Origin of the sequence: Rhodococcus sp. UFZ-B548 (assembly GCF_903819475.1) — a bacterium.
Taxonomy (GTDB): Bacteria; Actinomycetota; Actinomycetes; order Mycobacteriales; family Mycobacteriaceae; genus Rhodococcus_F; species Rhodococcus_F erythropolis.
Genome location: NZ_CAIJDS010000065.1, coordinates 11,762 through 38,761 on the forward strand (window position 1 = coordinate 11,762; position 27,000 = coordinate 38,761).

General features: G+C 62.4%; 21 protein-coding genes. 9 read left to right on the forward strand and 12 right to left on the reverse strand.

Annotated elements, in window-relative coordinates; genetic code table 11:
* Window positions 1-106 precede the first annotated feature (106 nt).
* The 4 genes from H7C86_RS32975 to H7C86_RS32990 all read left to right on the forward strand — a co-directional run bounded on the left by H7C86_RS32975 (window position 107) and on the right by H7C86_RS32990 (window position 3,593).
* Window positions 107-1,057 carry a TauD/TfdA family dioxygenase gene (locus H7C86_RS32975; protein ID WP_020970840.1) on the forward strand — a complete coding sequence of 317 codons (951 nt, stop codon included), beginning with the start codon at window positions 107-109 and terminating at the stop codon, window positions 1,055-1,057.
* Window positions 1,058-1,200: 143 nt separating this feature from the next.
* Window positions 1,201-2,331 carry an ABC transporter permease gene (locus H7C86_RS32980; protein WP_182263099.1) on the forward strand — a complete coding sequence of 377 codons (1,131 nt, stop codon included), beginning with the start codon at window positions 1,201-1,203 and terminating at the stop codon, window positions 2,329-2,331.
* A complete protein-coding gene (locus tag H7C86_RS32985) occupies window positions 2,328-3,014 on the forward strand; it encodes an ABC transporter ATP-binding protein (RefSeq protein ID WP_020970838.1) in 687 nt (228 codons plus the stop codon). The genes H7C86_RS32980 and H7C86_RS32985 overlap by 4 nt, the downstream gene beginning before the upstream one ends.
* A 27-nt stretch (window positions 3,015-3,041) precedes the next feature.
* On the forward strand, window positions 3,042-3,593 hold the full coding sequence (locus H7C86_RS32990) for a TetR/AcrR family transcriptional regulator (RefSeq protein WP_021331952.1): 552 nt from the start codon (window positions 3,042-3,044) through the stop codon (window positions 3,591-3,593).
* 9 nt (window positions 3,594-3,602) lie between these two features.
* On the opposite strand, the gene H7C86_RS32995 is transcribed toward H7C86_RS32990, so the two are convergent.
* The gene (locus H7C86_RS32995) at window positions 3,603-3,977 is read right to left on the reverse strand and encodes a nitroreductase family deazaflavin-dependent oxidoreductase (RefSeq protein ID WP_021331953.1); all 375 of its coding nucleotides are present in this window, start codon (window positions 3,975-3,977) and stop codon (window positions 3,603-3,605) included.
* Window positions 3,978-4,087: 110 nt separating this feature from the next.
* Here H7C86_RS32995 and H7C86_RS33000 point away from each other — a divergent pair, with 110 nt between their 5' ends.
* A complete protein-coding gene (locus H7C86_RS33000) occupies window positions 4,088-4,741 on the forward strand; it encodes a TetR/AcrR family transcriptional regulator (RefSeq protein WP_182263093.1) in 654 nt (217 codons plus the stop codon).
* Here the strand turns inward: H7C86_RS33000 and hutG are convergent.
* The 11 genes from hutG to H7C86_RS33055 form a co-directional block, all read right to left on the reverse strand.
* Window positions 4,738-5,706 carry a formimidoylglutamase gene (hutG, locus tag H7C86_RS33005; protein ID WP_070795656.1) on the reverse strand — a complete coding sequence of 323 codons (969 nt, stop codon included), beginning with the start codon at window positions 5,704-5,706 and terminating at the stop codon, window positions 4,738-4,740. The two genes, H7C86_RS33000 and hutG, sit on opposite strands and share 4 nt — an antisense overlap.
* 23 nt (window positions 5,707-5,729) lie before the next feature.
* Window positions 5,730-6,920: an imidazolonepropionase gene (hutI, locus tag H7C86_RS33010; RefSeq protein ID WP_070386365.1), complete on the reverse strand. Its 1,191-nt coding sequence runs from the start codon at window positions 6,918-6,920 to the stop codon at window positions 5,730-5,732.
* A gap of 37 nt (window positions 6,921-6,957) precedes the next feature.
* A complete protein-coding gene (gene hutU / locus H7C86_RS33015) occupies window positions 6,958-8,631 on the reverse strand; it encodes a urocanate hydratase (RefSeq protein ID WP_019745352.1) in 1,674 nt (557 codons plus the stop codon).
* Window positions 8,632-8,674: 43 nt separating this feature from the next.
* Complete coding sequence (locus H7C86_RS33020; protein WP_020909179.1) at window positions 8,675-10,111, reverse strand: cytosine permease; 1,437 nt, start codon at window positions 10,109-10,111, stop codon at window positions 8,675-8,677.
* Window positions 10,112-10,313: 202 nt separating this feature from the next.
* Entirely contained in the window at window positions 10,314-11,678 is a 1,365-nt protein-coding gene (locus H7C86_RS33025) for an FAD-binding oxidoreductase (RefSeq protein ID WP_182263094.1), read from the reverse strand.
* Between the two features lie 16 nt (window positions 11,679-11,694).
* Entirely contained in the window at window positions 11,695-12,768 is a 1,074-nt protein-coding gene (locus H7C86_RS33030; protein WP_182263095.1) for a histidinol-phosphate transaminase, read from the reverse strand.
* A complete protein-coding gene (hutH, locus tag H7C86_RS33035; protein ID WP_182263096.1) occupies window positions 12,765-14,333 on the reverse strand; it encodes a histidine ammonia-lyase in 1,569 nt (522 codons plus the stop codon). Before hutH ends, H7C86_RS33030 begins: the two co-directional genes overlap by 4 nt.
* A gap of 109 nt (window positions 14,334-14,442) precedes the next feature.
* Window positions 14,443-15,234, reverse strand: a complete 792-nt coding sequence (locus tag H7C86_RS33040; RefSeq protein ID WP_047888945.1) for an IclR family transcriptional regulator — start codon at window positions 15,232-15,234, stop codon at window positions 14,443-14,445.
* Window positions 15,235-15,327: 93 nt separating this feature from the next.
* Complete coding sequence (locus H7C86_RS33045) at window positions 15,328-15,990, reverse strand: IclR family transcriptional regulator (RefSeq protein WP_019745346.1); 663 nt, start codon at window positions 15,988-15,990, stop codon at window positions 15,328-15,330.
* Between the two features lie 37 nt (window positions 15,991-16,027).
* Window positions 16,028-17,170: a CaiB/BaiF CoA-transferase family protein gene (locus H7C86_RS33050; RefSeq protein ID WP_182263097.1), complete on the reverse strand. Its 1,143-nt coding sequence runs from the start codon at window positions 17,168-17,170 to the stop codon at window positions 16,028-16,030.
* An 11-nt stretch (window positions 17,171-17,181) separates the two neighbouring features.
* A complete protein-coding gene (locus tag H7C86_RS33055) occupies window positions 17,182-18,351 on the reverse strand; it encodes an acyl-CoA dehydrogenase family protein (protein ID WP_019745344.1) in 1,170 nt (389 codons plus the stop codon).
* 234 nt (window positions 18,352-18,585) lie between these two features.
* Here H7C86_RS33055 and H7C86_RS33060 point away from each other — a divergent pair, with 234 nt between their 5' ends.
* The 4 genes from H7C86_RS33060 (at window position 18,586) to H7C86_RS33075 (ending at window position 26,887) form a co-directional block, all read left to right on the forward strand.
* Complete coding sequence (locus H7C86_RS33060) at window positions 18,586-23,232, forward strand: NAD-glutamate dehydrogenase (protein WP_259349371.1); 4,647 nt, start codon at window positions 18,586-18,588, stop codon at window positions 23,230-23,232.
* Between the two features lie 109 nt (window positions 23,233-23,341).
* Window positions 23,342-24,097, forward strand: coding sequence for a histidine utilization repressor (gene hutC / locus H7C86_RS33065; RefSeq protein ID WP_024487384.1), 756 nt, complete (start codon window positions 23,342-23,344; stop codon window positions 24,095-24,097).
* 217 nt (window positions 24,098-24,314) lie between these two features.
* Window positions 24,315-25,709, forward strand: coding sequence for a serine hydrolase (locus H7C86_RS33070; protein ID WP_029537034.1), 1,395 nt, complete (start codon window positions 24,315-24,317; stop codon window positions 25,707-25,709).
* Between the two features lie 98 nt (window positions 25,710-25,807).
* Complete coding sequence (locus H7C86_RS33075) at window positions 25,808-26,887, forward strand: dipeptidase (RefSeq protein ID WP_042952956.1); 1,080 nt, start codon at window positions 25,808-25,810, stop codon at window positions 26,885-26,887.
* Window positions 26,888-27,000 lie beyond the last annotated feature (113 nt).

A 27,000-nucleotide genomic window follows, 5' to 3' on the forward strand; every position in this document is an offset into this window, starting at 1 on the left:
AGGGTCAAGGTGCGCGCCGGAGAACGTGACCGTTGACACGTTAAGGACATAGCCTTAATCTGGATTTTGTCCGTTACGACATCGTCGATTCCGAGGAAGTGCCTTGATGGCTACCCTTTTGCCTGCGGCAACGATCTTTCCGATCCCCACCGATCCGCTTGCTGCCTATGGTCCACTTGTCGCTCGCCGGAATCCCGAGTCCGTAGTTCCGGCGCCGTACGAACACTTTGCGGTCAAGGCGGTCACGCCGACGATCGGAGCGGAAATCTCCGGCATTCGACTCGGTGGGGACCTGTCTGATGCCGTGATTGCGGAACTTCGCCGCGCTCTCCTCGAATGGAAAGTCCTCTTCTTTCGGGATCAGGACCTCGGCCGAGCAGAACATCGAGCTTTTGCCGAGCGTTGGGGCGATCTCGAACAGCATCCGTTCTTCAAGTACACGCAGCCAGGGCAGACGGACGTCGATGTCACGACGCTGGCCAAGGATGCAATGGTCGGCGGCGTCGAGAACAACTGGCACAACGACGTGACGTGGCACGAGTTTCCTTCATTTGCCGCCGTACTTCGTGCAGTCGAGGTGCCAGAGGTGGGTGGTGACACGTTGTGGGCTGACACCGCTGCTGCCTACGATCTGCTTCCGGAAGACGTCAAGAAGCGTATCGACCCGCTTGTTGCAGAACATGATTGGATCAACTCGTTCGGCAGGTCGATGCCGGCGGATGCGGTCGAGATGTTGCGTCCGAAGTTCCCCGCGGTGCAGCATCCGGTGGTTCGGGTCATTCCGGAAAGCGGCAGGCGGGTGTTGTTCGTCAACATGACCTTCACGCAACGGATCTTGGGCGTATCCGAAGAGGAATCGAACGAACTTCTCACGATGCTGTATCGCCACGTCAATCGTCCGGAATTCCAGGTCCGACTGAAGTGGGAGCCGAATACTGTTGCGTTCTGGGACAATCGGACCTGCCAGCATTACGCGGCCAGTGACTACTTCCCGGCTCGTCGTGTGATGGATCGAATCTCGATTGTCGGCGATCGGCCAGTGGGCGTCGGGGACTGATACGACGCTCAGCGCCTCACGATGGCTACTACGAATAGTAGTAACGCACCTCACATAGTTTTACGACGCCTTGTCGATATGATTTCGACAAGGCGTCGATAAAAGTCGGCGTGACTCGCACCGACGACTTTGGAGCTTCCCGAATGTTCCTCGCCCTGCGTGAACTGTGGTTTGCGCGAAACCGATTCCTCTTGATGGGCGCCGTGGTTGCCCTCATCTCGATCTTGATGGTGATCCTGTCCGGCCTCTCGTCCGGCCTGGTCAATGATGGTGTGTCCGCTTTGCAACGGACACCGATCCAGGCATTCGCCTTCGCTCCGGACACGAAGGCAGACTCTGCCTTTTCACGGTCGGTCGTCACCGAAGAGCAGGCGCAGGCATGGCGCGCGCAACCGGATGTCCAAGACGCCGAGCTCTTCGGCAACATGATCGTCAATGCAAAAACTCGCAGTGGCACGCCTGTCGATCTCACGCTCTTCGGTATCGAACCTGGCTCCTTCCTCGAGCCCGTCACCGCCGACGGGAGGGGACTGCAAGCCGACACGGACATCATCGTCAGCTCTACCTTCCGCGACGACGGTGTTGCGATCGGTGACACGGTGATACTCGATCGACTCGGTACGGAGCTGACAGTTGTCGGATTCACCGAAGACAAGCGCACTTTCGGGCACGTCGACGTCGCCTACCTGCCCCTGCGTACCTGGCAGGAGGTTCACGCCGGTACCAAGATCGGCGAAACCGCCAACGCCAGTGCGTATTCCGAAGCGAGCGTTGTCGCGATTCGCGGGCTGGACGATACACTGCCGAACCTCGTATCGGGCGATGCGGCGGCGGGAACGTCCGCAAAGACGCTCGAGGAATCTTTCGACTCCTCACCGGGCTTCTCCGCGGAAATGATGACAATGTCGATGATCAAGGCGTTTCTGTACGCGATCTCCGCACTGGTCGTCGGTGCATTCTTCAGTATCTGGACAGTTCAGCGTGGTCGCGAACTCGCAGTGTTGCGTGCGATGGGAGCCTCCACCGGCTTCCTGCTTCGCGACGGCATGGCACAGGCACTGGTAGTGCTGCTTGGTTCCATCGGCATCGGTGTGTTGCTGGGCTTGGGGCTCGGCTCGGGACTCGAAGGCGGTGGGATGCCGTTCGCTCTGGAGTCCGGTCCTGTCGTCAACGGCGCAGTGCTCTTGGCGGTACTCGGGCTGATCGGCGCAGCCGTTTCCATCGTCCGCGTTACGCGTGTCAACCCGCTCACCGCATTGGGGGAAAACCGATGACCACAGTCGAAAAAACCACTACCGGACTGGTATTGACCGCTGTCAGTCTTCGATTCGGTGACGGTGACTCCACAGTGCTCGCCCTCGACAACGTGGACCTCGAGGTCACGGGCGGCGAACTCGTCGCGATCGTCGGGCCGTCAGGGGCTGGAAAGTCGAGCTTGCTCGCTGTGGCAGGCGGACTCGGTCGGCCGTCGAGTGGAACGATTGTCATCGACGGCGTCGACGTGTCGGCGATGCCGGCCCGTGCATTGGCCAAACTTCGACGAGACAAGGTCGGCTTCGTCTTTCAATCCGGCAATCTGATTCCAGCGCTGACGGCGCGCGATCAGCTTCGGCTGATTCCCAAGCTCACGGGGCGGCCGGGGCGCGATCCCGAGGAATTGCTCGACTCGGTCGGTATGAGCCACCGTGCGGATCGTCGACCTGGTCAACTCTCCGGCGGCGAACGACAGCGCGTCGGTATCGCTCGGGCATTGATGAGCAATCCCTCGCTACTGCTCGTCGACGAGCCGACGGCTGCTCTCGACCGAAAACGTAGCCATGAGGTGGTTGAACTGCTCTCGCGCGAAACTCACGAGGCCGGCGTCGCTACGATCATGGTGACCCACGATCACGACGTGCTCGGGCACTGCGACCGCATCCTCGAAATGGTTGACGGCCGATTGCGTCAGAGCGAGTAAGCCCGCAAGGGGACTGGAGGAGATTCGGTGCCGAGGATCGATGCCCCCACTGTGGTCGAGCATCGTGCTGCTCAGCGCCGTGCCCTCCTCGACGCTGCACACGCTCTTCTGTCCGAGACCCCGGACCGGCCGCCGGGGCTCGGTGAGGTGGCAGCGAAGGCCGGGCTCGCCAGGTCGAGTGCCTATCACTACTTCCGGTCCCGAGAAGATCTCCTCAGTGCCGTCGTCGAAGACATGTTCCCGCGCTGGAACGACAAGATCGTCGAGGCGATGGCAGGCGCAGACGATCCGGTATGGGCGTACGTCGAGGCAAACCTCCAACTGGTTGCCGATGGGGAGCATGCGATAGTCGGAGCGCTGGCGACGCTGACCCCGCAAACGTTTCGAGATTCGCGGATCATGGAAATGCACGACAGTCTTGTGCTTCCGCTTGTCGAGGCCCTTCGCCTCCGTGGCGTGTCGGACCCGAAGCTCACCGCCAAGTTGATCAACTCGCTGGTGCATACGGGTACTGAACTGATCGAATCCGGTTGCAGCATGGACGAAGTCAGGTCCGCCGTGCGTGAGGTCCTCGCGTGACGGGCAGCCTCAGGCCGTAATCAGATCCATCCGAAGGTACTCGGTGATGCGGAGCAGTCTCGGGGGTTGGGACACATCTGAGGAAAGTGCTTGAAATGCTTCGTCTTTCGTGACGAGGCGCGGGGCGCCAAGGCGCACCTCCGTCTCGTCGACCGACAGTCGAGCGCTTCCCGCTTTCAAGACGTTCTGCACCCAGTCCGAGCCTGATCCGTACACCAGAATGAAGACATAGCCACCCTCGACCGGATAGGCGTCGAGAGGGGTCCGGTAGGTCGTGCCGGATGTGCGTCCGACGTGTGTCAGTACCGGCCATTTCCCGCTCGAGATCGCACGAGGATTGAACACTCGCTTGTTGACATGTCCCCACCATCTCGGCATCGGCATTGCGGTCTCCCTTCGCGAGCGCCTTACGAACGTAAGGCTGGCTTACACCTGTAAGGGTGACTTACGGATGTAAGGTTGTCAACGTATTCGTTCCTCGGAGGGGAGTCTGTGTGTCACGGCAACCGCGACAGTCGCTGAACAGGACTCGCGTAATCGAGGGTGCGATCCGCGTTGCCGACGCGGGTGGTGTCGAGGCCGTCACGATGCGACGGGTGGCCCAGGAGTTGGGCATCGAGGCGATGTCGCTCTACCACCACGTGCCCAACAAAGATGCGATTCTCGACGGCCTCGTCGATGCGGTCTTCGAGGCGATCGACCTACCCGACGGCGAGTGTGCGGATTGGCGAGATGCAATCCGTGGACGCGCCTTTTCCGCTCGCACAGTCCTGTCGCAGCACCGTTGGGCTCTCGGTTTGCTGGATTCGCGACGCAACCCTGGCTCGGCGACCCTGCGTCATCTCGACGCTGTGCTCGGAGTCCTCCGGAAGGCCGGGTTCACGCTGCCGATGGCCGCCCACGGAGCCTCGCTGATCGACAGTTACATCGGCGGATATGTTCTCCAGGAGGCGAATCTGCCGATCAGCGGGCCCGTCGACGTCGAAGAAGTTGCGAGTGACATCCTCGAGCACCTTCCGGCTGGAGAGTTGCCCTTCCTTCACGAGATGATCGTCGATCACGGTCTGAGTCCGGCTTACGACCACACGAGTGAGTTCGCCTACGGTCTCGATCTCATTCTCGATGCGCTGGAGGCGCGCCGAGGCTAGCGCCGAACCGGCACGTGCTTGGTGACTATCCGGTGGATCAGGCGAGCAGCGGTCCGGGCAGTGCGATTGTCGATGTCGAGGCTCGGGTTCAGTTCGGCGACATCGAGAACCGCGAGCTTTCCGCTGGATGTGACTCGATCACATACGTATTGGATTGTTTCCAGACTGACGCCGTAGGCCGCGGGTGCGCTGACGCCCGGCGCCACGGCGGCGGGAAGCACGTCGAGGTCGATGGTCAGGTAGACCAGATCGACGTCGTCGAGGAAGTCTGCGAGGAACTGATCCACGACGCCTCGACCGATCACTCCGCATTCTTCGTCGAGCAGATAGCGAACGCCAAGGCGGTGAGCCGTGTCGAACAGAGCAGTGGTGTTGCTCGGTTGGCTGATTCCGATCACGCTGTACTGATGTGAGGTGCCTGCCGCGGCTTCGTCCTCGGCGATCTGACGAAAGGGCGTGCCGGAACTGGGGATCGGGTCGCCACGTAGATCGAAGTGCGCATCCAAGTTGAGGATTCCGAGTTTGGCTCCGGCGGTTCGCAAGTCGGAGCCCGCGACGCCGAGGTATGTACCGTAGGCGATTTCGTGTCCTCCCCCGAGAACCACGGGGAAGTGTCCCGAATCGAGCGCAACGCTGACGGCGTTTCCGAGTGCGGCCTGACCGGTCTCGAGTTCTTCACCCGACACGGCAACGGTTCCCGCGTCCTGAATCTGCAGTGGTTCGGCCAGCGCCATGGAGGCCAACCCCGCTCGCAACGCGTCCGGGCCGTCCGCGGCGCCGCGGCGGCCCTTGTTGCGGCGGACTCCTTCGTCACTGGAGAATCCGATCAGAACACAGTCGCCGGGAGCTGTTTCGGCTGAATACGGTTGCACGGCATGATGCCACCGCAGATGCTCGGCAGTGGTGCCGTCCGAGCGCCCGGTCCACGGCTTGGGTTCGATGTCGACTGCGATCTGATGTGCCACGACGGCCTCCCGGTGAGTGTATTTCAGTAGCTTGTGGCGAGTGCGCCGTTTTTCCAGACCTCGCGCACCAGAGGGACGCCCGGGCGGTAGGCGAGGTGGAGGTACGACGGTGCATCGAGCGCGATGGCGTCGGCACGTGTTCCGAGAGAAAGGGTTCCGACGTCGGTGCGCTGCAGCGCCCGAGCGCCACCTGCAGTGGCTGCCCAGACTGCCTCAGCGGGCGTCATGTGCATGTCTCGCACCGCAATTGCGATGCAGAACGGAAGGCTCGTGGTGTAACAGGTACCGGGATTGCAGTCGGCGCCCAGAGCTACGGTGACTCCGGCGTCCAGCAGTGCGCGTGCGTCGGGGTACTTGTTGCGGGTGGAGAAGTCGGCGCCGGGCAACAGTGTTGCTACGGTGGAACTTTGAGCCAGGGCGTCGATGTCCTCGGCGGTGACGTACGTGACGTGGTCGACGGACGCTGCTCCCATCTCGACGGCGAGCTGAACTCCTGGCCCTTCGCCGAGTTGATTGCCGTGAACTCGGGGGGTCAGTCCGGCGGCGACGCCTGCGCTCAGGACTGCATGAGCCTGTTCGCGGTTGAACGCTCCTCGCTCGCAGAAGACATCGATCCACTTTGCGTGTGGCGCACAGGCAGGGATCATCTCGTCGCACGCCATGGCGACGTAATCATCGGCGCGGCCGGCATATTCGGGTGGTGGAACATGGGCGGCCAGCAGTGTGACCTCGTCGGTGAACTGCCCGGCGATCAGTGCGCTGCGTAGTTCGCTCTCGGTGTTCTGCCCGTACCCGGTCTTGCATTCGACGGTTGTGCTGCCCGAGCGCAGGGATTCGTCGAGTAGGCGCCGAACATTGGCCTGCAATTGTTCGTCGGTGGCCGAGCGCGTCGCTTCGATGGTGTTGCGAATGCCGCCGGCGGCGTACTTCTCGCCCGCCATGCGAGCTGCGAATTCCTCGGCCCGCTCGCCACCGAACACCAGGTGTGAGTGACTCTCCACGAAGCCGGGGAGCAGGGCCCGACCGCCGATATCCTGACCGATATCGGCAGCCGGGGCGTCGGCGGAATCGCCGACCCAAGCAACAACGCCGTCGTCGAAAACGATTGCCGCGTCGTGTCGTACGCCGAGCTTGCCCTCACCCAGAGTCGGGTCATTGGTGACGAGGGTTCCGATGTTGGTCAGAACTGTGGTTCGAGAACCATTCGTGGTCAATGTAATTCCTAACTCAGTGTGAGGTGGTGGAGCTGTTTCAGTTCTCGGTCATCGGGATACGGACGCCGCGCGTGGCCGCCGTGTCGATGGCGTGGTCGTATCCTGCATCCGCATGCCGGATGACGCCCATCCCGGGATCGTTGGTGAGAACCGCTTCGAGCTTCTTGGCCGCGAGTTCGGTGCCGTCGGCGATGCACACCTGTCCCGCGTGGATGGAGCGTCCCATACCGACGCCGCCGCCTTGGTGAAGTGAAACCCACGAAGCGCCGGACGCGGTGTTGACCAGGGCGTTGAGCAGCGGCCAGTCGGCGATCGCGTCGGACCCGTCGATCATCGATTCGGTTTCGCGGTACGGCGAGGCGACCGATCCCGAGTCGAGGTGATCGCGGCCGATGGCGATCGGCGCGGACAGTTCGCCCGAGGCGACCATCTCGTTGAACTTGAGGCCCGCGAGGTGGCGCTCACCGTATCCGAGCCAGCAGATGCGGGCCGGAAGGCCCTCGAAGGCAACCTTTTCGCCTGCCATGGTTATCCAGCGACGCAGGTGCTCGTTCTCGGGGAAGAGTTCGAGGATGGCCTTGTCGGTGGCCTCGATGTCCTTGGGATCACCGGAGAGAGCTGCCCAGCGGAAGGGGCCGAGACCTTCTTCGAAGAGCGGGCGGATGTAGGCCGGAACGAATCCTGGGAAGTCGAAAGCGCGGTCGTAGCCGGCCTTGCGGGCCTCGTCACGGATGGAGTTGCCGTAGTCGAACACCTCGGCGCCGGCGTCCATGAATCCGACCATGGCTTTGACGTGCGCGGCCATCGCGTTGCGGGAATCTTCGGTGAACTTCTGCGGATCCTTCTCCGACATGATCTTCATGTCGGGGAAGTCGATCCCGATCGGCAGGTAGGCGAGGGGATCGTGCGCCGAGGTCTGGTCGGTGACGATGTCGATGGGGGCCTTCATCTCCAGCAGCGCCGGGAAGATCTCTGCCGCATTGCCTTCGAGGCCGATGGAGAGCGGCTTCTTGGCGTCGCGTGCCGCTGTCGCCAGTTCGAGCGCGTGCTCGATGCTGTCGGCCTTGGTGTCGAGGTACTTGTGGGCGATACGACGGTCGATGCGGGTGATGTCGCAGTCGACGCAGATCGCGACGCCGTCGTTCATGGTGACGGCGAGAGGCTGGGCGCCGCCCATTCCGCCAAGACCTGCAGTGAGCGTGATCGTTCCGGCGAGCGATCCGTTGTAGCGCTTCTTCGCAATGGCGCCGAAGGTCTCGTAGGTGCCCTGCAGGATTCCCTGGGTGCCGATGTAAATCCAGGAGCCTGCGGTCATCTGGCCGTACATGGTCAGGCCGAGGTCTTCGAGACGGCGGAACTCTTCCCAGTTCGCCCAGTCACCGACGAGGTTGGAGTTGGCGATCAGCACTCGCGGTGCCCACTCGTTGGTGCGGAAGACACCGACCGGCTTGCCGGACTGCACGAGCATGGTCTCGTCGTTCTTCAGCGTCTTCAGCGTGGCGACCATGGCGTCGAATGCCGCCCAACTACGTGCTGCGCGACCGGTTCCGCCGTAGACGACGAGGCTGTCCGGGTGCTCGGCAACATCGGGGTCGAGGTTGTTCATGAGCATGCGCAGGGCGCCCTCCTGCTGCCAACCGAGCGTCGTGAGCTCGGGGCCGCGGGGAGCACGGACGGGGCGCGGCTCGTGGCCGGGGGTGCTGATTTCCATGGTGTTCTCCTTGCTTAACTGAAGTTCGAAAGATGTTGGGGGATCAGACGCGAGAGTCGGTCATCGCGGTGTGATCGGGGTAGATCATCGACGAAGGTGGATTGCTGGTGCGTTTGGCGAGCGGGTAATAGATCAGCCCGGTGAACACGATGCCGACGATCCAGGAGATGTCGGCGCCGCCGAGCATGTCCGTGACGGGGCCGGTGTACATCTTCTGGGCGAGGAACGGGATCTGGGCGAGAACGCCGGCGGCGTAGCAAGCCAATGCGGTGAAGTTCCATGCTCCGTATCGACCGTTGACGTCGTAGAGCGCCGGAATGTCGATGCGCTCCTTGGAGATCAGGTAGTAGTCGATCAGATTGATCGCACTCCACGGCGTGAACACCATCAGCAACACCAGGACGAAGTTCTTGAAGTTGTCCAGGAAGTCGGCGCTGGCGGCGATCGCGATCAACACCGAGACGGCGGTGAACCCGAGAATGTAGAGGGTACGGGCGGTGCTCGAGATTCGTGACTGGCCGTTGAAGGCTGTGACGGTGGTCAGGATCGACATGAATCCGCCGTACGCGTTGAGCACGTTCACCGTCAGCTTGCCGACCAGGATGACGAAGTAGATCAGGAAGGCGATGGCAGCGGGTCCGGCCAGATCTCCCATGAAGCCGACCTGGTTACCCAGGAACGCGTCGCCGGCGCAGGCCGCGACGAGGGCGCCGAAGGTCATGGACCACTGTGATCCGATGACGCTACCGAGGAACGTCGACCAGAAGGTAGTGCTCTCGGAGGTGCTGCGCGGCAGGTAACGCGAGTAGTCGGCGACGTACGGGCCGAACGTGAGCTGCCAACCGGCGCCCAGCGAGATCGCGAGCAGGAAGGTGACGATGTCGAAGCCCTTGATACCGACGTACGAGGCGACGTCGTACTCGAGGAACAGTCGAACGGCCAGGTAGGAGAATCCGACGATGCCCACGACGGTGGCGATCCTGCCGACGATGTGGATCAGCTTGTAGCCGGTGACCGCGACGAATGCGGTGAGGAGACCGAAGACGACGATGCCGACGGTGGGGCTGTCGATGTGCAGGATCTTGTTGACGGCTTGGCCGGCCAACACGGTGCCGGTGGCAGCGAAGCCGAGGTACATCAGGATGACGAGAACTAGCGGTACGACGGCTCCCTTGACGCCGAACTGGGCGCGACTCGAGATCATCTGGGGGAGGCCCATGCGCGGGCCCTGTGCGGAGTGAAGCGCCATGACAGCGCCACCGAAGATGTTGCCGATCAGAAGTCCGACGATTGCCCAGATGGCGTCCGCGCCGAATACGACGGCGAGAGCACCGTCGACGATTGCCGTGATCTGCATGTTGGCGCCGAACCAGAGAGTGAACTGGCTGCGCGGGGTGCCGTGTCGTTCTGCATCCGGGACGACGTCGATAGTGCGTCGTTCCGGAGTGAGGATGACCTCGGCCGGTCCATCGTGAGTCATAGGCCTGTCTTTCTGCTGCGAGCCCGTCGAGCGACGGAATCGACGTCGGGGTATTGCCCACCTTCTTCGTGCTTGGTGCTTTGCGCCTGGTGCTCTGTGCGCTGGGTCACTGTCACTGCGGATAAATGTATATGCCTGTATATACAGGCGTCAATACCTGAAACCCGATTTCGCGTAAATGCTGTGTAACACCGCTCGAGAATCAGAAACCCTTACCAGGGTTGAGGATTCCGAGTGGATCGAACGCGGCCTTGATCGATCGGTGCAGTTGCATGCTGTCCTCGCCGAGCTCGAGAGAGAGCCAGCGACGCTTCAGAACGCCGACGCCGTGCTCTCCGGTCAGAGTTCCGCCGAGTTCGAGAGCACGCCGGAAGACCTCGTCCGCGGCGGTCCACACGGCTTCGGGGACCGAGCCGTCGGCTGTGCGGTCGAAGACGAAGGTCGGATGGACGTTGCCGTCACCCGCGTGCGCGACGGTCATGATCTTGACCGAGTGCTCGGCGGCCGCCCGGTCGATACTTTCGAGCATGTCGGGCAGTTTCGACCGCGGGACCCCGACGTCTTCCACCAGACATTGACCGAGTCGTTCGGATGCCGGATAGGCGAGTCGGCGAATCTCGAGTAGCTGTGCGGCTTCTGCTGCGTCCTGTGAGACGGCGACAAAATCGGCGCCGGCCTGCTCGAAGTGTTTCTGCATCGCCGCGGCTGCTGCGTCGGCGTCGACCCCATCGGCCTGTGCGATCAGCATCGCGGCAGTGTTGTCTTCCAACCCGATTCGTTTCCAGTCGTCGACTGCGCGAAGGGTTGCTCGATCGATCAGCTCCAGCAGGCTCGGCCCGATCCCGTCGCGAACGACCGCGGCAACCGCGTCCGCTGCGGAGCGGAGAGAGTCGAAACTGCCGACGACGGTGACCGGTGCTCTCTTGGGCTTGGGCTGCAACTTGAGCGTGGCACTCGTGACGACTCCGAGTGTTCCTTCCGAACCGACGAGAAGACTGGTCAAGTCGTATCCCGCAACACCTTTGACGGTCCTTCGGCCTGTCCGCACGATCCGACCGTCGGCGAGCACAACCTCGAGACCCAGGACTGAATCGCGGGTGACGCCGTACTTCACGCAACGCAGTCCACCGGCGTTGGTGGCGATGTTTCCGCCGATCGTGGAGATCTCGAAGCTGCTCGGATCGGGGGCGTACATCAGCCCGTACTCGTCTGCTGCTCGGCTGATGTCAGCGTTGATCACCCCGGCTTCCACGACAGCCAGCTGATCGTCCGGATTGACCTCGAGAATCGAGCGCATGCGAGTGGTCGAGATGACCAGGCAGCCCTCGACGGCTGCCCCGCCACCCGCCAAACCGGTTCCCGCACCGCGGGTTACCACCGGGACACGGTGAGCAGTAGCCCATTTCAGAGCCTCGGAAATGTCGGCCGCAGTATCAGCGAGCATGACGGCTGCCGGATGGCCGGGTTCGGCGAGATGGGCCTCGTCGCGACGGTACGAGTCCATTACCGCCGGGTCGGTGATCAGGCGACTCGAACCGATCGACCGAGCGAGTTCGTGGACGGACATTCTTATCTCCAGTCGGTCAAAGGTTGTGTGCGAGAGCATCCACAGCGGCGATCACGGCGTCTTCTGCGGCCCGCTCGCCGACGGTGACCCGCACTCCCTCGCCGGGGAACATCCGGACCGAGACACCCTGGGCGACGCAAGCCGCTTCTAGTGCAGAAGCTCTCTCGCCGAGAGGGATCCAGACGAAGTTCGCTCCGCTGGGGACGGACTCGACGCCGCGCACAGCGAGTTGCTCACGTAGGTGAGCGCGACCCTGCGTCACCGTTTCGACTATCGAATCGGTGTGCGCCGGATCGGTCAACGCTGCGCAGGCCGCGGCCTCGGCAACGGCGCTGAGCCCGAAGGGCGGTGCCGCGCTGGAAAGGTCCGCTGCGATCGCCGGATTGGTGATGGCATAGCCGGCCCGAAGGCCGGCCAATCCGTAAGCCTTGGAGAAGGTTCGGAATACGACTATGTTGGGAAAGGCTCGAAGCAGGTCGACGCCGTCGACATCGCTGGTCGCGAACTCCCGGTAAGCCTCGTCCAGAAGGATGAGGACGTCACCCGGGATCGAGCGTGCGAACGAGACGAACTCGGCGGTCGAGAACTCGCTTCCGGTCGGATTGTTGGGGTTGCAGACGAGTACCGCGCGGGTCTGCGGAGTCACGGCTGCCGCCATTGCACTCAGATCGTGCCGGTGTTCGGAATCGAGTGCGACGGGTACACCGCTCGCCCCGGCGATTCCGATCAGAATCGGGTACGCCTCGTAGCTGCGCCACGGGTAGACGACTTCGGTGCCCGGGCCCGTGTATGCGGTCAATACCTGCTGGAGCAGTGCCAACGACCCGGCGCCGACCAATACCTGGTCGTCGCCGACGCCCAGGCGGTCGCTCAACCGGGCGATCAGCGTGTCGCCGAACAGCGACGGATACAAGTGCGAGTGTGAGGCCGCGAGATTGACGGCCTCGAGAATTGCCGCCGAGGGTGCAACCGTCGACTCGTTGCTCGACGCCCGCCACCGAACCTGCTCGAGGCCGGCGGCTTTGGAGTATCGAGGGAGTGCTTCGATTTCGGGTCGGGGGCGAGGCCGCAGCGCTCCGGGCGCGCTCATGCCAGGGCGCTGATCGCGTTCTCCGCGGCCGCAACGAGTGCACCGGATGCCGCCAAGTCCACCGCGGCCTCGATCTCGGGGGACAGGAAGCGATCGGTGCCCGGCCCCTGCACCTTCTCGCGCAGGGTCCGAAGGACGGCTCCGGTGGCTGGTGAGGGCTCGAGTGGGGATCGCAAATCGATTCCTCGTGCTGCAGTGAGTATCTCGATCGCGAGAACTCGGGTGAGACCGTCGATGGACCGGCGGAGCTTACGTGCACCCGACCATCCCATGGAGACGTGATCTTCCTGCATGGCCGAGGAGGGAATCGAATCGACGCTGGCGGGGCTCGCGAGTCGCTTGAGTTCGGACACGACGGCAGCTTGTGTGTACTGCGCGATCATCAGTCCGCTGTCGACTCCGGGGTCGTCGGCAAGGAAGGGAGTCAGACCGTGGTTGCGCGCAACATCGAGGAAGCGGTCGGTTCGGCGTTCGCTGATACCCGCGACATCCGCGGTCACGATGGCGAGGAAGTCCAAGACGTAAGCCACGGGAGCTCCGTGGAAGTTACCGTTGGATCGAACCCGTCCGTCGAGGGTGACAACGGGATTGTCGACAGCACTGGCCAATTCGCGCCCGGCGACGAGGCGGGCGTGATCGACGGTGTCGCGTGCGCCGCCGGCGACCTGCGGTGCGCACCGCAGTGAGTACGCGTCTTGAACCCTGGTGCAGTCAGGGCCCGCATGGCTGGCGACGATCGGGGAATCGGCAAGCAGACGCACCATGTTCGACGCGGCCGCGCCCTGGCCGGGATGGGGGCGAAGCGTTTGGAGGTCCGCGGCGAACACCTGATCTGTGCCGAGCAAGCCCTCGACGCTCATGGAGGCAGCGATGTCGGCCAACTTGAGCAGATGATCGAGATCGGTGATCGCAAGGGCCAGTTGGCCGAGCATCCCGTCGGTACCGTTGATCAGTGCGAGGCCTTCTTTCTCGGCCAGAACCACCGGTTCGAGGCCATGGGCAGCCAATGCCGTTGCCGCATCGGTGAGTTCACCGTCGGCGGTGCGGACGGAACCTTCGCCGATGATTGCCATCGCCACATGAGCCAGTGGTGCCAGATCTCCCGAGCATCCGAGGCTGCCGTATTCGTGCACCACCGGGGTGATGCCTGCGGTGAGTAGGTCGGCGTACGCCTGTGCGACCACGGGGCGCACTCCGGTCCTTCCGGTGGCGAGCGTCGACAGGCGCAGAAGCATCAAGGCCCGGATCACTTCGCGTTCGACTTCCGGTCCCGAACCTGCCGCGTGTGAGCGGATCAGGCTGCGCTGCAACTGCGTCCGCAGATGCGCCGGAATGTGCCGGGTGGCAAGTGCGCCGAATCCGGTGGAAACCCCGTAGACCGGCGTGGGATCTGCGGCCAGGGCCTCGATGCGTGCACGACTTTCGGCGATCGCGGTCAGTGATTCCGCGGTCAATGCGACGCCGTAACCGTTGCGCGCGACGTCGACGACGTCGGCGATGGTGACAGCGCCGATTCCGACCTCAATGGTTCGGGTGGCTGTATGGGTGGCAGGGGTGGCGTTCATGGGACTCCAATGATGATGCGGCAGTGTTCCAGCAAGTCTTGTATACGAGACTCTAGTCTTGAATATGAGACGAAAACAAGGCCCGCAAAGTATGCAGCGGAGAAATTGGCTACATGTCTGCGGGCGGGGTCTCCACCATTCGATCTCCGAGATCGGCGGAGAACTCGGCGCTGACGGCGCGCACTCGGTCGGCGATCAGGGCACTCTCCTCGGCCGATTTGGAGCCGGAGAGGAAGGTGACGCCGAGAGCTGCGACCGGACGACCGTCCCGCGTGATCACGGGGCTGGCGATGCAATTGATCCCGGATGTCGTCGCATTCTCTTCGACCGCATATCCGCTCTCACGTGCTGCGGCGAGCAGTTCTCGCAGTTCGGCGAGCGTCGACGGTCCCGTTCCGGTCCGCGTCGGCCAGGTGTATCCCTCGTAGAGCGCGCTGATCTGTTCCACGTCCAGACGGCTCAGAATCGCGCGCCCGACTGCGGTGAGATGCGCTGGAAGGCGAGTCCCGATTTCGGTCACCAATCGCACGCCCGGCTTCAGTGGTTCACGTTTGTCGAGGTAGATGACGTCAGAGCCCTGTAGTACCGCCAGATGGGACGTCTCATCCGTCGACTGAGTGAGTGCCAGCATGAATCGTTGGCCCTCACGGTGAAGTGGGCCTGAGCGCATGTACGACGCACCGACTTCGAACGCCGAGACACCCAGGGTCCAGGCGCGCTGATCAGCCCAGTACGAGACGAACCGTCGATCCCGCATGACATTGAGTAGATGATGCGTCGTACTCTTCGGCAGGTCGAGAGCGCTGGAGATTTCTGCCGTCGCCAGCGGCACACCCCTACGAGCCAGGAGATCGAGCACGTCGAGCACGCGCTCAGCAGATTTCACGCGGCTCGTCGTCATGTGAGGTGTGTCCTTACGAGTAGGTAGGAAATCCGGAGCGGGGAACCCACATTGTCTCGGATACGAGACTGAATCGCCAAGCGCTCGGGGTGGTCAGGGAGTCTGGCTACCGAGTTCCGCGGACAACCGGGCGCAGTGCTCCACCAAGACGCGACCGTGGCTGGCGCAGACCTCGTCCGTCAGACGGAATGTCGGGCCGACGACGCTGAGCGCTCCGGCTATCTGACCGACTGCGTTGTAGATCGGCGCGGCAACTCCGGTCGAGTGATCCTCGATGGTGTCGTGCGCAATGGCGTACCCGCTCTCACCTACCTTGCCGCTCAACGCTGCGCCGACGGCGGTGCCGTCCAGGGGAACACTCTGTCCCACCCACCCCATGTGGCGGATCGCGTGCGTGCCCTCGATCTGATCGAGATACAGCGCAGTGTCTTTCGGTCCCATCGTCGACAGGTAGGTCGATTCCCTCGTGGTTTCGGCGATGGCCTTCATCGCGGGCCGGGCTCTCGGCAACAGTTGATTGTCACCGAGAGCGCGAGCTCCGATCTGCAGTAGCCGCGGGCCGACGCGATAGACGTTGTCCTCGCCGCGAACGACGAACTCGGTTTGTTCGAGGCTTCTGATCAGGCGAAGGGCGGTACTGGTTGCCAGATCGGTTGCCTTGGCGGCGTCGCCGAGCGTCAATCCGCCGTGCTCGACGATCGCACCGAGAAGTTCGAACGTGCGATTCGCGCTGCGGGTCACGTCGCCGGGGGCCATGTCCTACTCCAAGTGCCGAGGGATGTCTGCGCTGAATCTATCGCGAGCCCGGCAGTACCTCACCGTGGTGCTCGTCCAGCAGGGGACTGCGGCGGACATCGGGGCGTCGGCTCTCACCGAACACGACGGGTTGTCGTACGTAGGAGATCTTTCCTGCTACCGGGTGCTCGAACGATTCGACGACTCCGCGATACTCGGCCTGTGCGGAGGTGAGTGCCTGCTGGACGTCCCAGATCTCCGAGCCGGCGAGGCCCGCGTCGCCGAGAATGCCGACCACGTCGGCGACGGTCTTTCCGGCAGCCCAGTTTTCGATCTCCTTGCGCAGTGCCGGCTCGTTCTCGGTCCGGGCGGTGTCGTCGGCAAATCGAGGATCTGCGATCAGGTCGATGCGATTCATCGTCTGCGCCAATTTCTCGAAGCCGGATTGGCTCGCAACTGCGAGGACAAAGAGACCGTCGTCGGCCTTGTAGGTGTCGAACGGTGTTGACACCGGATGACGGTTGCCGACGCGTGGGGGAGTGAGCCCGGTGGATTGCAGTTGGCTGTGTGCTGTCGGCAGCATGGCGAGCATGCTGTCGAACATCGCGACGTCAAGGTGCTGCCCGAGCCCGGTCGCCCGAGCGCCCAGCAGGGCGGTACTGATTCCCCAGGCAGCGAACAGCCCGGCGACCAGGTCTCCGAACGACTCACCCAGCCGGGTCGGGCCGGATTCTTCCGAGCCGGTGATGCTCATGATTCCCGAAAGAGCCTGGACTACAAGGTCGTAGGCGGCGGCGCCGGACATGGGTCCGTCCTGGCCGAAACCGGAGATCGACGCGTACACGATCCGCGGATTGCGAGCCCGCGCAGCCTCGTAGTCGATTCCCAGGCGCTTGGTGACGCCCGGGCGAAAGTTTTCCACGACGACGTCGGCGGTCTCGATGAGCGTCAGCAGCGCCTCACGGTCCTCGTCGTCCTTGAGGTTGAGCGCCACCGAACGCTTGCCACGATTGAGCACGTTGAAGTAGATGCTTTCACCGTCGCGGAACGGGCCGAGGTGCCGAGAGTCTTCACCGTGTTCGGATTCGATCTTGACGACGTCCGCACCGGCGTCGGAAAGCAGTGCGGTGCAGTAGGGTCCGGCGAGGACTCGCGAGAGGTCGATGACCCGGATGCCGTCGAGTGGTGGAAGTGCAGACATGTCCGTGCCTTTCAGAAATCGGTGGAACGCGGCGACGGAGCGTTGCCGGCAATGGTGAGCAATTGGATCTGTGAGGTGCCCTCGAAGATGCGGAGAATGCGGCAATCGCGGTACAGGCGTTCGATTTCCGATTCGCGCATGAATCCCGCGCCACCGTGGATCTGCACGGTTTGATCGACGATCGAGAAGCAGGCCTCGGTGGCGACGTACTTCGAAATCGATGCGGCGCGGCGGATGTCCTGACCGGCGTCCTTGACGTCGGCGGCCCAGTCTGCGGTGACGCGTGACGCGACCAGTTGCGCGTCGCAGCCACCGAGGAGTAGCTGAATTGCCTGGAAGTCGAAGATCGGCGTGCCGAACTGCTTTCGCTCGGTGGCGTACTCACGTCCCAGTTCCCAAGCGCGCAAAGCGATGCCGTTCGCCATTGCCGCCACGTCGATGCGCGCACGGTTCAGTGCGGTCAAGGCGATGTTGCCGCCGCGACCTTCGGTGCCGATCACCGAGTCGAGCGGCAGCACGACGTCGTCGAGGTAGACGGTGTATGTCGGAGCCGAACGAATTCCCATCTTGTCCTGCGGCTCCGAGTAACTGATTCCCGGAGTGCCCTTGGGGACGACGAAGGCGGTGATGCCGCGGAATCCTGCGCTCGGGTCCGTCTTGGCGAAGAGCACGACCAGGTCGGCTTCCTTCGCGTTGGAGATGTACGTCTTGGATCCGGAGAGATGCCAGCCGTCGTCCTCGCGTCGAGCGACGGTACGCATCGAGGCGATGTCGGAGCCGGCGTCGGGTTCGGTGAGTGCAAATCCGGCCAGCAGTTCGCCCGACGCGAGCTGGGGCAACCAGCGGTGCTTCTGCTCTTCGGAACCGCCGACGAGAATCGGCTCGAGGCCCAGGTAGTGCGCGGTGTAAATCGATGCCAGTGCGGCGTCGGTGCGTGCAACTTCTTCGATGGCGACAAGTTGGGTTCGTGTCGACAGGCCCAGACCGCCGAATTCCTCCGGCACGGAAATGCCCATGAGGTCCTGCTGTCCGAGGCGCTTGACCAGCTGCGCCGGGAACTCTTTGGATTCGTCGCGTGCGGCTGCTCCGGGTTGGATCTCGGCGTTGGCGAAGGCTCGGACGGTGCTGCGGAACTCAGCGAGATCAACGCTGTCGATGTCGTGCGCGGTCTGGGTGGTCACGGGGGCTCCTTCGAAGCGAGGTAGTTCACGAATTTCATCTAATGGAATCTAATTGCCACTAGTTGGCACGACTGACTATGGCTGAGGGTGGCGAATTTGTCCAGGGGTGGAGCTGTTGTGTCGCGGCTCACGTTCTGCAATGATCAACTTGTCTAATCCTGTATAGACAAGTTGATCGCGGATCGAACCCCCTACAAGTCGGAAGCAGCGTGGCTTTCGGCGGAAGGTGCTGACATGAGCCTCGTTTCAGTCGACACGACACCGGACTCCGAGAATGTGAGGAGGGTGTGCAGTAGGTATTTCGAGGGCTTGTCGGCTGATCGATACGCGGCGCTCGCCGAAGACCGCAAGCTTGCGATGGTCGCCGCGCACATGGATCTTTCGCGCCGACGGGGACACAACTCGTCGATCTCGAGACTCGCGCCGGCCGGGGAGCTGGGGGACGGGCCGGCAATTCAATACGTCGGCGACGACATGCCGCAGCTCGTCGAAGCGGTTCTGGCGACACTTGCCCGCGCGCGCATGGAGCCGGAATTCGTGGTGCACCCAGTGCTTCGCACAGTCGTGCAACCGGCGCACAGCACTGAAGACACCCGGGTCGGGGAGCGTGCCGAATCATGGATCCACATAGGACTACCCGCACATTGTTCGGACGCGCAGGCGCAGGTGATCGCTGATGACGTCGCCGGAATCCTCGACCGTATCGCGCGTGCCTTCCGCGATACCTCGCCCCTGCGGGATCTCGTCGACGAGGCGCGCGGGCAACTGGCCTCGGGCGGTCACGCCGAAGAAGCTGACTTCCTCCAGTGGTGCAGTGCCGGAAACTTCAGTGTCGTCGGCGGTGCGCGAACAATCGACAGGCACGAGCCGTACACCCTCGGCGTGCTCCCCGATCCAACCGGCTCTTCGGATTCGAAGGCGGTGCCCCTCGCGATCGGAGTGGTGTACCTCGGGCAAGGGTTCGGTGGATCCGCATACGCCACCGAGATCGACGTGTCAGTCGGTGACCGTGAATACCGATTCACCGGGTCCTTCACCTCGACCGGACTTGTCGCAGACGTCAGGCGGACCCCCCTCGTGCGAGGGCGCGTCGCAGACATCTTCGACGCCTCCGGATCCACCGTGGATTCGTTTGTCGGACAATCGATGCTGGCGGTGATTCAGTCGATTCCGATCACAGTCCTCTTTGCCGCCGACCCGGCCCGAATTGCGGACGCACTGGACGAACTCACTTCTGTGGACGGCCGCACGTCGTTCCATCTGTTCCTGCAACCCGTGGGATGTTCTCCGACGACGGGGCAAGACCAGGAGCTGTCGGCTTTGCTGTTCGTTCCGCGCGAGAAATTCAGTACGACGATCAGAACAACGGCCGAGTCGGTACTCTCCGAGGCGCTTGGTGCCCGCACCATCGAGTTCTCCAGTCGAGTATCGGAATCTCCCTTGGCTGTCGTGCATTTCACGGCCACAGTCGGCGGTGGAGCAAACTTCGCATCGGCGCGACAAGCGCGGGAGATTCGGGATCTCGTCGTCGACGCGTGCCTGACGTGGGACGAGCGATTCGTTCTGGATGCTTCGCACTACGACGAGCAGCGCAGGCGTGCTCAGTTCGCCGAGCAAGTTCCGGTGGCATACAAGCAGGATTTCGACGCCGTCCGCGCCGCCGAGGACATGGCGGTATTCGACGGCCTCGAACTCGGAGAGGTGAGCCCACGGTTGGCCCGATCTGTCGACGGACCCGGTACTCACCGACTCGGGCTGTACGTATCGGGTGACCCGCTCTCGCTGGGCGAGGTGCTGCCCGTATTGCAGAGCCTGGGGGTCGACGTGGTCGACGAGCGTCCGTACGAGCTCGTCTCGGCAGGCTCGGAACAGTCCTGGATCTACGAGTTCACGCTCGACTATCCGAGTGCGCCGGTCGAAGGCTTCGACAACTTTGCCGCGCGGTTCGCGGCGACGTTTGCCGCGGTTCGAAACGGCTCCGCCGAGCCGGACTCGTTCAACGAACTTGTCGCGATCGCCGGACTCGGTTGGAAACAAGTAGTGGTGCTGCGGGCATACGCGGAGTTCTTGCAGCAAGCAGGATTTCCGTACAGCACCAGTCGCGTCGCCGAGGTACTTGCCGATCATCCCGAGATCGCCGCCGGTCTGTGCGAATTGTTCGAGAGCCGTTTCGATCCCGACGTCGTAGACGGAGATCGAGGTGCGCGTGCAGCAGCGGAGGTGGAAACAGCCGTGGCACAAGTGCAAGGACTCGACGCCGATCGGATCCTGCGCGCGTTGTCCGAGCTGGTCCGTAACACGTTGCGTACCAACTACTTCGTTTATGGCACCGAATCGCTCGGCGCACTCTCGTTGAAGTTCGATTCGGAGAAGCTGTCCGTATTGCCCTTCCCTCGACCGAAGTTCGAGATATTCGTGTACTCACCCGATGTAGCAGGTGTGCACCTTCGCTTCGGTACGGTTGCCCGCGGCGGCTTGCGCTGGTCGGATCGGAAAGAGGACTTCCGCACCGAGGTCCTGGGATTGGTGAAGGCGCAGGCAGTCAAGAACGCGGTCATCGTGCCTGTCGGTGCGAAGGGCGGATTTGTCGTCAAACGCCCGCCGGTTCCAGGACAGGGTGTAGACGCGGACCGAGAAGCCACGTTGGCGGCCGGGATCGAGTGCTACCGATCCTTCATTCGCGGACTACTCGATCTGACCGACAACGTCGACAAACAGAGCGGCGCCGTTGTCGCGGCGCGAAGAGTCGTTCGCCACGACGGGGACGACACTTATCTTGTTGTCGCCGCGGACAAGGGCACTGCAAAGTTTTCCGACATCGCGAACGACGTTGCCGCGCAGTACGGATTCTGGCTCGGCGACGCCTTCGCATCCGGCGGATCGGTCGGCTACGACCACAAAGCCATGGGTATCACGGCGAAGGGCGCCTGGGAGAGTGTCAAGCGGCACTTCCGGGAATTCGGCGTCGATACCCAGCACGACGACTTCACCGCGGTGGGGATCGGAGACATGAGTGGTGACGTCTTCGGCAACGGTATGTTGTGCAGCAAGCACATTCGTCTCATCGCGGCGTTCGATCATCGGCACGTGTTCGTCGACCCGAACCCGTCACCTGAGCGCTCGTACGACGAGCGATCACGTCTCTTCTCGCTCCCACGATCGTCGTGGGCCGACTACGACCCGACCTTGATCAGTGCGGGTGGCGGAGTGTGGGAGCGCTCGGCGAAGCGCGTTCCGATCAGTGACGAGATGCGACAGGCACTGGGTCTCGACGCCGACGTCACCGAACTGACTCCACCGCAACTGGTTCGGGCGATTCTGCGGTCCCCGGCAGATCTCTTGTGGAACGGCGGCATCGGAACGTACGTCAAGGCCTCCGGTGAGTCCGACCTCGAAGTCGGCGACAAGAGTAATGACGCGGTTCGGGTGAACGGCAACGAAGTGCGTGCACGTGTGATCGGTGAAGGAGGCAACCTCGGCCTCACCCAAGCAGGACGAATCGAATACGCGCGTATCGGCGGACGGATCAATACAGACGCCCTCGACAATTCCGCGGGAGTCGATTGCTCCGATCACGAGGTGAACATCAAGATCCTTCTCGACTCCCTGATCAGCTCAGGCGTCGTCGCGGACTCACATCGCGACGCACTGCTCGAATCGTTGACCGATCAGGTCGCCGAACTCGTTCTTGCAGACAACCGTTCACAGAACGAACTGATGGGCACCACGCGTGCGGATGCGGGGGCAATGATCGGCGTGCACGGCAGAGTGATTTCGAACCTCGAATCTCGCGGAATCGTCGACCGCGTCATCGAAGGGTTTCCGACCAAGAAGCAGTTCGCCGCGGCCGAGAAGACGGGAACGGGGCTGACGTCGCCGGAACTCGCCACACTGATGGCCCACGTCAAACTCGATCTGAAGTCCACGCTGTTGGCGGGAAGCTCGATCGACAACCAGATCTACCGCAAGGCGCTGGTGAACTACTTTCCGGAGGGCGTTCGAGATGCAGGGGGCGACGCTCTCGACCGGCACCCATTGCGGCGCGAGATCGTCGCGACCGTGCTGACGAACAACGTCATCGATCGGGGCGGCATCACCTATGCGTATCGGCTCGGTGAAGAGGTCGGCGCTGATCCGGAAGACGCGGTACGTGCCTTCACCGTGGTTTCCGAGGTGTTCGGACTGTGGAAGTTGTGGCACGACATCAGCAAAGCCTCGATCTGGACCGCCGTATCCGACGAGTTGATCCTGCTCACCAGGCGACTGCTCGACCGGGCGTCACGGTGGATGCTGACGCGTCGGCCGCAACCGCTGGCCGTCGGGGCCGAGATCAGCAGATTCGGTGATCGCATCGCGGAGGCGTCGACCGAGCTCGATGACTGGCTGGTAGGCGCAGATCAGCGGAACCTGGCTGCGCGAACGGTCCTCATCACGGACAAGGGCGCGCCGGAGAACCTGGTCAGGCGAGTGGAGATATTGCTCGATCAGTTCGGACTGCTCGATGTGGTGGAGATCGCTGACCTCGCCGATCGCGCAATCTCGGAGACCGGTGAACTCTACTTCCGGCTCGGTGAGCATGTTGGGCTCGTCCCGATGCTCAATCGAGTGTCGGCATTGAGCAAGGACGGAAAATGGAACGCATTGGCGAGGTTGTCGCTGCGGGACGAGTTGTACTCGACGGTGCGGGCCTTGACCCTCGACGTCTTGGCCGACGCGGAAGCGGGTGACTCGACAGCGGAAAAACTCTCCAGGTGGGAAGAAAGGAATGCGTCGAGAATCGAGAGGTCGACTCTCGCGCTCGCCGAGATCGAGGCATCGGGGCAACACGATCTTGCTGCGCTTTCGGTTGCGACGAGCCAATTGCGGCGCATGGTGGGCTAGGCCCGGCGCGGACGCCCGCGGATTGATCGGAAAGGTGCGCGAGACGGATAGACTTCGAAGGCCGAACGGGAGAACCGACTCGGTGGTTTTCGACGAACGGGTGGTGGCGATGGCGATTGCTGAAGTGGACGCAGAACTCGCCGTGCTGTTCAACGAGGCAGGCGGCGAGTCCGCCCCTGCGTACGAACGGGTGAAGAACCTCGTGGTCTCGCAGATCAATTCGGGGCGGTGGACCGAAGGCGATCAGCTGCCTTCGGAAAATCAACTGGTCAGTGCGCTTGGGTTGTCACGTATGACGATCAACCGAGCGCTTCGTGAACTCACCAGCGACGGTCTGATCGTGCGGATGATGGGGGTCGGTACTTTTGTCGCCGCCACGAAGACCGCGTCCCCGCTGTTCGAAGTAAAGAACATCGCCGACGAGATTCAGCGCCGCGGCCACCGTCATCGAACCGAGGTCGTGTTCGTTCGTGAGGAAGAAACCGACCACGGGCAGACGTTCCTTCGTGAATCGGTGGGCAAACGGGTGTTCCATTCGCTGATGGTGCACTTCGAGGACGAAACCCCGATTCAGGTGGAAGACCGGTTCGTGAATCCGAACGAGGCGCCCGACTATCTGCGCCAGGACTTCACCGCGATCACCCCCAACAACTACTTGAGTGACGTTGCGCCTCTGGTTCGCGGCGAGCATGTCGTGGAAGCAGTGTTAGGGAGCCCGGACGAATGCGAGCTGCTCCGCATCGATCGAGGGGAACCGTGTCTGTTGATTCGCCGCCGCACCTGGTCGGCCAACGGGTTGGTCAGTGCGGCGCGCTTGATCCACCCCGGTTCACGCAATCGCTTGGAAGGAACCTTCGAGCGCTGATCGTTTCGAGTGGCGAGTCCTGAACGCAGGCTCGTCCGATCGCACCATTTTCGGGGTCGAGTTCGGTGCAATCGACCAGGACGTGACTGCGAGCACACTGAGATCATGGGTGGACGGTTATTGCTTCCGCAACCTCACTTCCCGACGAGTGAGACCTGAGCGGATCGCAGCAACGCTATCTATGCCACTGGCTTCCATGATCGAAGGAGTTCGACCTGTGACCGACTTGCCCAAGGACCTACTTGTCGCCCCGAAGTGGCAGGAACGCCTCGACGAACTGGCAGCCAAGCATTCGGTACCTGGCGCGCAGGTCGGTGTGATCGCGCTGGGCGAAGACGGTGCAGCGGATATCCGTGTCATCACCACCGGAGTGACGAGCCTGAACACGCGTGTCGACGTCGACGCAGACACCCTGTTCCAGTACGGATCCGCGAGCAAGATCTGGACGACGACGCTGATCATGCAGCTCGTCGACGAGGGCAAGCTGACGCTGGACACCCTGGTGGTGGAGGTGCTTCCGGAGTTCACGATCGCGGATCCTTCCAACACGAAGGAAATCACGATCCGCCAGTTGCTCACGCACACAAGCGGTATCGACGGAGACCTGTTCAACGACACCGGCGACGGCGACGACTGCGTCGAGAAGTACGTCGACGAACTCGCGACCGCGATCAGCGTCACCGAGCCCGGCGGGCATCTGAGTTACAGCAATGCAGGTTTCGCCGTTGCCGGCCGTATCGTCGAGGTTCTTCGTGAGATGACGTGGGACGAGGCGTTGGTCGAATACCTCTGGAAGCCACTCGGATTGACGCACATCATCACCAAGGCCAAGGATGCCCCGCTGTTCCGCACCGCCGTCGGTCATGTGGCGAACCCGGATCGGACGTCGCCGGACAAGGTGGTTCCGACCAAGCAGTGGCTGCTTCCCCGCGGTATCGGTCCGGCCGGGATCATCACCGGATCCGTCAGCTCGCTTCTGACCTTCGGCGCTGCACACATGCGTGACGGCCTCGCGTTGACGGGTGAACGCATTCTGTCCGAAGAATCCGCGCGTCTGATGCGCACCCCACAGTTCGACCTGACTGCGGTCTCGAGCGTCGATCAGGCCTGGGGTCTCGGCTGGATCCTGTCCGACTGGGGCGGTGTGACGTCCGCGCAGCACGGTGGTGCGACGATCGGCCAGATCACTCGTTTTCACACCTTCCCCGAACTCGGCCTGGCCATGGCAGTTGTCACCAACTCGCGTGGTGGCGGCGCCCTGGCTCACGACATCGAGAAGGAGATCGCTCAGGAGCTCGATCTCGTTCTGCCGGAGCCGAAGTCCGAACCGGATGCAGCAGACATCGATCTGTCTCACATTCTCGGGACCTATGAATCGACAACCGTTCGAATCGAACTCACGCGTGGCGACGACGGCGGATTCCAGGTTCAGAACTTCGCCAAGGTCGAGATCGACGGCGAGCCGCCGGCCCCGCCCACCAAGGTCGTGCCTCTGTCTGCTTCCCGGTTCTCGATCAGTAACGAGAGCGCTTCTGGCGAGATGGCTCACCTCACGATCGATGGCGAGGAATATCTGTACATGACACGGCTTTTCAAGAAGATTTCCGACTAGCCGCGGCGAGATGATTCTCTCCGCTGAATGAAATCTCGGGCAGGTCGAGGGCGATGAGGGCCCTCGACCTGCCCGCACTACTTTCTCGAGGAAAACTCATGTTGAAACCTCTCGCTCCTTTTCCGGACGTGAATCACCCAGCGGCACTAGATGCTTACGGCCTTGCGCCGGTCATCGACGGTCACAACGATCTGGCATGGACGGCTCGCGAAACTGCCGCATACTCGGTGGAAAATCTGGAGAAGGATTCCATATTCCAAACCGACATCGACAAACTCGGTCGCGGTGGCGTCGGTGCGCAGTTCTGGTCGGTTTACACCCCGTGTGACAGGACGGAGGCCGAGGCTGTTCAGTACACACTCGAACAGATCGACTATGTATACCGGATGATCGAGCGGTACCCGGATACTTTCGAATTCGCGCGCACCGGTGACGATGTGCGTCGCATCTGGAGCGAGGGCAAGGTCGCGTCATTGTTGGGTGCGGAGGGCGGTCACAGCATCGGCAGTTCGCTCGGCGTTCTGAGAATGATGGCGCGCCTTGGTCTTCGGTACATGACTCTGACGCACAACGACAACACCGGGTGGGCGGACTCCGCGACGGACACGCGCGTACACGGCGGGCTGACCGACTTCGGTCGCGAGATCGTGCGCGAAATGAACCGGCTCGGTGTACTCGTCGACCTGTCGCACGTCTCGGTGGAAACGATGAGAGATGCCATCGAGACGTCGTCGGCGCCGGTGATCTTCAGTCATTCGTCGTGCTCTCAGCTATGCGGGCATCCTCGCAACGTTCCCGACGACGTGATGCGGTTGCTCGCGACAAATGGAGGCGTGATCATGATCGCCTTTGTGCCCATGTTCCTTTCGGTCGAGTACAACGATTGGTTCAAGAGTGGACGTCTCGGCAAACGGCCGGCAATGACAGTGGACCACCTGGCCGATCACGTCGATCACGCCCGGCAGGTTGCAGGCATCGATCACATCGGGTTGGGTAGTGATTACGATGGGTTCGACGACTTTCCGGACGGCATGCAGGACGTGTCAGGATTCGCAGTGTTGATCGATCGTCTAGCCGAGCGTGGGTGGTCTGCAGAAGACCTCGCAAAGCTCATGGGCAACAACGTGTTGCGTGTGCTCGACCAGACCAGTGCTGCGTCGGTATCCAGCCTTACCTAGGATTTCCGACGCCGAAGAAGATGAGGATGAGAAGTTAATGTTTCGAAATATCGCGCTGAGTGAGGTTCACCCCGGATGGTGGACACCGAGATAGCGGGACCGAGGGTTCCGCT

What these genes read in the sequence shown, in the direction of transcription:
- H7C86_RS32975 (WP_020970840.1), top strand. Translation starts at nt 107, where the DNA reads ATGGCTACCCTTTTGCCTGCGGCAACGATCTTTCCGATCCCCACCGAT.
- H7C86_RS32980 (WP_182263099.1), top strand. Translation starts at nt 1,201, where the DNA reads ATGTTCCTCGCCCTGCGTGAACTGTGGTTTGCGCGAAACCGATTCCTC.
- H7C86_RS32985 (WP_020970838.1), top strand. Translation starts at nt 2,328, where the DNA reads ATGACCACAGTCGAAAAAACCACTACCGGACTGGTATTGACCGCTGTC.
- H7C86_RS32995 (WP_021331953.1), bottom strand. Translation starts at nt 3,977, where the DNA reads ATGCCGATGCCGAGATGGTGGGGACATGTCAACAAGCGAGTGTTCAAT.
- hutU (WP_019745352.1), bottom strand. Translation starts at nt 8,631, where the DNA reads ATGGAAATCAGCACCCCCGGCCACGAGCCGCGCCCCGTCCGTGCTCCC.
- H7C86_RS33020 (WP_020909179.1), bottom strand. Translation starts at nt 10,111, where the DNA reads ATGACTCACGATGGACCGGCCGAGGTCATCCTCACTCCGGAACGACGC.
- H7C86_RS33025 (WP_182263094.1), bottom strand. Translation starts at nt 11,678, where the DNA reads ATGTCCGTCCACGAACTCGCTCGGTCGATCGGTTCGAGTCGCCTGATC.
- H7C86_RS33030 (WP_182263095.1), bottom strand. Translation starts at nt 12,768, where the DNA reads ATGAGCGCGCCCGGAGCGCTGCGGCCTCGCCCCCGACCCGAAATCGAA.
- hutH (WP_182263096.1), bottom strand. Translation starts at nt 14,333, where the DNA reads ATGAACGCCACCCCTGCCACCCATACAGCCACCCGAACCATTGAGGTC.
- H7C86_RS33040 (WP_047888945.1), bottom strand. Translation starts at nt 15,234, where the DNA reads ATGACGACGAGCCGCGTGAAATCTGCTGAGCGCGTGCTCGACGTGCTC.
- H7C86_RS33045 (WP_019745346.1), bottom strand. Translation starts at nt 15,990, where the DNA reads ATGGCCCCCGGCGACGTGACCCGCAGCGCGAATCGCACGTTCGAACTT.
- H7C86_RS33050 (WP_182263097.1), bottom strand. Translation starts at nt 17,170, where the DNA reads ATGTCTGCACTTCCACCACTCGACGGCATCCGGGTCATCGACCTCTCG.
- H7C86_RS33060 (WP_259349371.1), top strand. Translation starts at nt 18,586, where the DNA reads ATGAGCCTCGTTTCAGTCGACACGACACCGGACTCCGAGAATGTGAGG.
- hutC (WP_024487384.1), top strand. Translation starts at nt 23,342, where the DNA reads ATGGCGATTGCTGAAGTGGACGCAGAACTCGCCGTGCTGTTCAACGAG.
- H7C86_RS33075 (WP_042952956.1), top strand. Translation starts at nt 25,808, where the DNA reads ATGTTGAAACCTCTCGCTCCTTTTCCGGACGTGAATCACCCAGCGGCA.